At 64.1% G+C, this 538-nt stretch carries 1 protein-coding gene; it reads right to left on the minus strand.

Annotated elements, in window-relative coordinates:
* The coding region (locus EN935_RS39615; protein WP_245489193.1) for a S41 family peptidase at nucleotides 1-538 on the minus strand (538 nt) is incomplete at both ends.

Raw genomic sequence — 538 nt, forward strand, 5'->3', positions numbered from 1 at the left:
GCCCTTGAGGTCGGATTCACCGCGCGTCAGGTCCCTGCCCTGCAGTTCCGGCGGCAGCGGCTGGTCGACCTTGATGTCGGGCGTGATGCCCTTGCCCTGGATCGACTTGCCGGACGGCGTGTAATAGAGCGCCGTCGTCAGCCGCAGCGCACCATTCTCGCCGAGCGGAATGATGGTCTGCACCGAACCCTTGCCGAAGGACTGCGTGCCGACCACCGTGACACGGCGCAGATCCTGCAGCGCGCCGGCGACGATTTCGGATGCACTGGCCGAACCGCCATTGACCAGAACGATCATCGGCTTGCCGTTGATGTCGTCAACCTGCTTGGGCTTGGCGTCGAAGCGGGTGACGTCCTTGGGATCACGGCCGCGCGTCGAGACGATCTCGCCGCGGTTGAGGAAGGCATCGGACACGCTCACCGCCTGGTCGAGCAGACCACCCGGATTGAGGCGGAGATCCAGAACGTAGCCCTTGAGCTTGTCGTCCGGCACCTGCTTCTTGATGGTGTCGATGGCGTTCTCGAGGTCGTCATAGGTC

The organism is Mesorhizobium sp. M7D.F.Ca.US.004.03.1.1, assembly GCF_003998635.1.
Classification (GTDB): domain Bacteria; phylum Pseudomonadota; class Alphaproteobacteria; order Rhizobiales; family Rhizobiaceae; genus Mesorhizobium; species Mesorhizobium loti.